Genomic DNA, 5,586 nt, shown 5'->3' on the forward strand with positions numbered 1-5,586 from the left:
TACCATTACTTCCTTGGTAGGCTCAAAGATATAATCGGGGTGTATTACCTCCTGGTCTTTCGGAACCTCAATTTTAACCGGAAGGAAGGTTTCAACGGTCAGCAGCTGAACAGCAGCATTCTTGAACTGATTGTAAACCAGCAAAATCCGGTCATATTCCTTCCGGAGAAACTTGTCCATGAGGTCCTCCACCAGAGGCGAGACATTTTCAAAGGTAAGATGGTCGTATAACTGGCTCTGATTATCAATAACAGGCAGTGATCGTGATTTAAAGAAATCATACCCTTTTTTGCCGATCACCAGCAGATGAACGTTTCCTCCGGCTGACTGGGCAGAAAAGTCCTCCTCGATCATCTGCAGGGTTTTCTTGATAACATTGGAATTAAAGGCTCCGCAGAGGCCTTTGTTGGAAGTAATAACCACCAGTAAAATCCGGTCGGGATCCCTTTCCTGAGCATATTCATTCCCTTCACCGGCCGCAAGGCTGTCAACCAGGCTCATTAAAATATCGTGCAGTTTCCCGGCATATGGCCTGATCTGAAGGATAGCATCCTGCGCCTTGCGCAGCTTGGCAGCCGACACCATCTTCATCGCACTCGTAATCTGCCGCGTCGAAATAACAGAAGCTATCCGTATCCGTATTTCCTTAAGATTGGCCATGGAGTTCTGTTGCTATTCTTATTTATACTTTGCCGCAATGTCAAGAGCTACCTTTTCCAAAATCTCCTCGGCTTCCTTTGTCAGATTGCCTGCTTTCAGCTCATCCATCACCGGTTTATGCTTGATGTTCATGAACTGAAGGAATTCGGCTTCAAAGTCGCGCACGCGGTTTAAAGGAACATCCCTGAGAAGACCACGGGTTCCGCAGAAAATGATGGCAATCTGGTTCTCAACAGGCACTGGCGAATATTGTCCCTGTTTAAGAATTTCAACGTTCTTCGCACCTTTATCCAGCACAGCCAGTGTGGCGGCGTCCAGATCAGAACCGAATTTGGCAAATGCTTCAAGCTCACGGTACTGAGCCTGGTCAAGTTTCAGGGTTCCTGCTACCTTGCGCAGGGATTTTATCTGGGCATTCCCTCCAACGCGCGAAACGGAAATTCCGACGTTGATAGCAGGGCGTACACCGGCGTTGAACAGGTTGGACTCCAGAAATATCTGGCCGTCGGTAATGGAAATAACATTGGTGGGAATATAGGCCGAAACGTCTCCTGCCTGTGTTTCGATAATCGGCAGGGCAGTGAGGCTTCCTCCTCCTTTCACCATAGGTTTGATCGATGGGGGCAAATCATTCATCTGGGCGGCAATCTCGTCTGATTCGATGATTTTAGCTGCCCGCTCCAGAAGCCGTGAATGGAGGTAGAAAATATCGCCAGGATAAGCTTCACGGCCGGGTGGACGGCGCAACAGCAGGGATACTTCACGGTACGAAACCGCCTGCTTCGAAAGATCATCATATACAATCAGGGCATCCCTTCCTGTATCGCGGAAAAATTCTCCGATTGCCGCACCGGCAAATGGTGCATAAAACTGCATGGCGGCCGGGTCGGAAGCAGTCGCCGCAACAATCACCGTATAGGGCATGGCTCCGTGCTCTTCGAGAGTCCGCGCCAGGTTGGCTACAGTTGATCCCTTCTGCCCGATGGCAACGTAAATACAATATACCGGATCTCCTTTGAGAAAATTTTCCTTCTGGTTGATAATTGTATCAATTGCAATAGCCGTCTTTCCTGTTTGCCGGTCACCGATAATCAGTTCCCTCTGTCCTCTTCCGATCGGAATCATGGCATCAATGGCCTTAATACCGGTCTGAAGCGGTTCTTTAACCGGCTGGCGGAAAATAACGCCGGGAGCCTTCCTTTCCAGAGGCATTTCATAGGTCTTGCCCGTAATCGGGCCCTTCCCGTCAATCGGCTCTCCCAGGGTATTGATAATCCGGCCCAGCATTCCCTCTCCTACGCTGATCGAAGCAATGCGCCTGGTTCGCTTTACTTTGTCTCCCTCTCTGATCTCTTCCGAAGATCCGAAAAGAACGGCACCCACATTATCTTCTTCTAGGTTCAGCACAACGGCCATCATCCCGTTCTCAAACTCGATAAGCTCATTGCTCTGAACATTCCTGAGACCGTAAATACGGGCAATTCCGTCTCCTACCTGAAGTACCGTTCCCACTTCTTCCAATTCAATACTGGTACTGATTCCCTCAAGCTGTTGCTTCAGAACTCTGGAAATTTCCGAAGGTTTAATTTCGGCCATAATATTCTGATTATTAATTTCTTACTGAATTAATTGTCGTTTCATTAAGCGTAACTGCGAAGCAATACTGGCATCGATCTGCAAATCATCAACAAGCACGATGAATCCCCCGATCAGCGAAGGTTGAACAACCGGCGTCAGGGCAATTTCCGATTTGAACATCCGGCGGAGCACCTCCGTTACTTTTCCTGCTATCTCTTCAGAAACAGGAACAGCTGTTATCAGTTCAGCAGGTTTCACTCCGAGCGATACACTATACAGATGCATGAACCTTCTGAGGATATCGGGAAGATAGGCTTCCCTTCTGTTCTGAAGGATAAGATCCAGAAAGCGCATGGTAATTTCTTCAATCTTGCCGGCAAACAAAGCTTTCATTATTTTCTTCTTCCCCGAAGGCGGAACAACCGGGTTCAGCAAAGCCACCTGCAGGTCTTCGGATTCCTTCCATACACTTTGTATCAGGCGGATATCTCCCGCGGCTTTTTCAAGCATCTTCCGCTCTGTGACAAGCTCAAAGAAAGCTTTTGCGTACCGTACTCCTATTTTGCTGGTTTCCATACTTCCTACCTTCAGTTAGCTTTTACCGATCGAAGGTAATCATCAATAAGTTTCTGCTGTTCTTTATCCTCTTCAAGTTTTCTGCGAAGAATTTTTTCGGCAACATCAACCGAAAGGGAGGCAACCAGATTGCGGATTTCTCCCATGGCAGCAGCCTTTTCACTGGCAATCTGAGCTTTTGCCGATTCAATGATTTTCTTTCTTTCCTCGGTTGCCTGTTCCCTGGCTTCGCTCAAAATCCGCTCTTTGATTTCGCGGGTTTCGGCCAGCATCTTTTCCCGTTCACGCCTTGCCTGTTCCATAAGGCGTTCGTTGTCGGCCTTCATCTGGGCCATTTGTTCCCGGGCTTTGTCAGCTGCCTTCAGCGCCTCTTCTATGGTCTTTTCCCGTTCCTTCAGCGCCCTCAGAATGGGAGGGAAAGCATATTTTCCAAGGATGTACAGCAGGATGCTGAAAGTAACCAGCATCCAGAACAACAGACCTATTCCCGGAGTGATAAGTTCCATAAACCAGAAGTTTAATGGTCAGTAAAATTGCTTCCCGGAACCATTCCGGAGAGCAGGTTTCTCAAAGGAACAATACCAGCAGACACAAAACAACTGCAAAGAAGGCAACCCCTTCAACCAGAGCAGCTGCAAGAATCATGTTGGAACGGATATCTCCTCCTGCCTCAGGCTGACGGGCTATTGCTTCCATCGCCTTGGAACCGATCAATCCGATTCCCAATCCGGCACCTACTACGGCAAGTCCTGCACCTAATGCCGCTCCAAGACTACCAAGAGCAGCGGCCTGTAAAAGAATAAACAATGTCATCATAGCGTTGAATTTTTGTCTTTTAAACTCTGTATTGATTATGTATGTTCTTCATGTGCATGCTCCGCTGTTGCCATTCCAAAATAAAGGGCCGACAACAAAGTAAATACATATGCCTGAATCAGCGCTACCAGCAATTCAAGCAAACCCATAAATACTGTAAAAAGTATTGAAATCACTGATATTCCGTAACCAAATGCCGGATGCATCTCTCCAAAAATAAAGATCAGGCTGAAAAAGCCCAGGGCAATGATATGGCCGGCAAGAATGTTGGCAAATAGACGGACCATCAGCACAAAGGGCTTTATGAACATACCCATGATTTCAATAAAGGGCATCAGCGGCAACGGTATCTTCAGCCACCAGGGAACACCCGGCATATTGACCATATGCAGCCAGTAATCACGGTTCCCGCTTACCGAGGTAATGACAAAGGTAAACAAAGCCAATACCATGGTAACAGCGATGTTGCCCGTAACGTTCGCTCCCCCGGGAAAGATGGGAATTATCCCCATCATGTTGTTGATCCATATGAAAAAGAACAGGGTGAGAAGATACGGCATATAACGTTCATACTTATTTTCTCCGATAAGAGGCCTGGCTACGTCATCACGTATGAACAGTATAAACGGCTCCAATGCCGATTGCAGGCCTCGGGGAGGTTGATTCGGATTCTTTTCATAGGCTTTGGCAACCGACAGGAAAATCCAGAGTATCAACAGCACACTTACAAAAATAGCCACTACATTCTTGGTGATTGAAAAATCCAATGGCTTAACCTGGGTGCCATCAGGCATGGTTTCAACGATTTTCCCCTTGTTGGGGCCTTCATGGGCAATGGAAAAATTTTCCCAGGAAGCATGCCCGTGCTCAAACCGTGACGACATAAAAACGTGCAGGCCCGAATTTTTGCTGTACAAAATGACCGGCAGCGGAATGGCTACTTCGGTACTATGCCCGTCTTTATGCTGTATGCTGAATATGTGCCAGCTGTAAGCATCTTCTACATGTTCAAAAATGAAAGTACCCGGATTGAATTTTTCGGTTTTCTGCTCTTCCTCCTTTTGTTCATGCTGCTGTTCCTGTGAACGGACAACACCCCAGGGCAAAAGCAGAAAAATACTGATTATGAATACTTTATTGATATATCCCCGTTGCACCACTTTGTTTATCATAAAGCACCCGAAAGAAAGGTTAAATATAGCAATCTTTCAAATATCACGGCTATTTTTTTTTGTCCATCTTTCAGCCATTATCCATTGAAGAGCAGACACTGAAAAAATCAGATAACTTACCAGCAAAGCCAGCAGAAAGGATTTTGGCTCCAGGCGGAATGCCACCAGCACAAACAGGCTGATTCCGATATAGACAATAATTTTCACTACGGTAAGCACCAGAAAATACCGGATAAAAGCTGCATCTCCCTTGCTTCCTGCCTTCTGCAGCACAGCCATTAAAAAAGTGGTTCCGGTCAATACCATAAAAACGGGAACGAGTATTTCTGCCATCAGAGGGGCGCGATGTATCAGGCTGCTGATGAGAAAGGCAATGATTATCAGAATCAGCCCGATAAGGCCATTTCGCAGAAGGATTTTTTTCATGGCTTCCTGTTCTTTTTGCCGGTCAGACCAATCAGATCCTTTATGGCATGGTATACCGCTATGATAACCGCAAGAATAGTTAAGATGAAGGTGAAAACAGGAAATTTCCACTGCACGACTTTATCAAGGCCCATTCCCCCGAATGCCCCCAGAGCAATAATTACAAACATCTGAAAAGCCAGGGATGAATATCTGGCAAAGGCAGCAACAGTTTCTTTGTCAGGCCTGGGTTTCTCTTTTTCTTTCACCGGTGTCATGATTGGAAGACATGGTGCAAGTACCTGTAAATATACATCCGGGTTCAATGGAGAGCTTTCCGGCCTGTATATCACCCAACACTTTGGCAGTGGATTTCAAA

The 5,586-nt window shown here is 46.7% G+C and carries 8 protein-coding genes; all 8 read right to left on the bottom strand.

The window, feature by feature from the left end; translation table 11 throughout:
• Nucleotides 1-660 (bottom strand): F0F1 ATP synthase subunit gamma (locus GX419_10010; GenBank protein ID NLI25026.1); only part of this gene is annotated, 660 nt, incomplete at its 3' end.
• A gap of 18 nt (nucleotides 661-678) precedes the next feature.
• Nucleotides 679-2,256 (bottom strand): F0F1 ATP synthase subunit alpha, encoded by a 1,578-nt coding sequence (locus GX419_10015; protein ID NLI25027.1) that lies wholly within the window; start codon nucleotides 2,254-2,256, stop codon nucleotides 679-681.
• Between the two features lie 21 nt (nucleotides 2,257-2,277).
• Nucleotides 2,278-2,814 (bottom strand): ATP synthase F1 subunit delta, encoded by a 537-nt coding sequence (atpH, locus tag GX419_10020; GenBank protein NLI25028.1) that lies wholly within the window; start codon nucleotides 2,812-2,814, stop codon nucleotides 2,278-2,280.
• Nucleotides 2,815-2,825: 11 nt separating this feature from the next.
• Entirely contained in the window at nucleotides 2,826-3,320 is a 495-nt protein-coding gene (gene atpF / locus GX419_10025; protein NLI25029.1) for a F0F1 ATP synthase subunit B, read from the bottom strand.
• Nucleotides 3,321-3,381: 61 nt separating this feature from the next.
• Complete coding sequence (gene atpE, locus GX419_10030; GenBank protein NLI25030.1) at nucleotides 3,382-3,627, bottom strand: ATP synthase F0 subunit C; 246 nt, start codon at nucleotides 3,625-3,627, stop codon at nucleotides 3,382-3,384.
• Nucleotides 3,628-3,665: 38 nt separating this feature from the next.
• Complete coding sequence (gene atpB, locus GX419_10035) at nucleotides 3,666-4,772, bottom strand: F0F1 ATP synthase subunit A (protein NLI25031.1); 1,107 nt, start codon at nucleotides 4,770-4,772, stop codon at nucleotides 3,666-3,668.
• 66 nt (nucleotides 4,773-4,838) lie between these two features.
• Nucleotides 4,839-5,228, bottom strand: a complete 390-nt coding sequence (locus tag GX419_10040; GenBank protein NLI25032.1) for a hypothetical protein — start codon at nucleotides 5,226-5,228, stop codon at nucleotides 4,839-4,841.
• Complete coding sequence (locus GX419_10045; GenBank protein ID NLI25033.1) at nucleotides 5,225-5,485, bottom strand: AtpZ/AtpI family protein; 261 nt, start codon at nucleotides 5,483-5,485, stop codon at nucleotides 5,225-5,227. The genes GX419_10040 and GX419_10045 overlap by 4 nt, the downstream gene beginning before the upstream one ends.
• Between the last annotated feature and the right edge of the window lie 101 nt (nucleotides 5,486-5,586).

Source organism: Bacteroidales bacterium, assembly GCA_012517825.1.
Taxonomy (GTDB): Bacteria; Bacteroidota; Bacteroidia; order Bacteroidales; family JAAYUG01; genus JAAYUG01.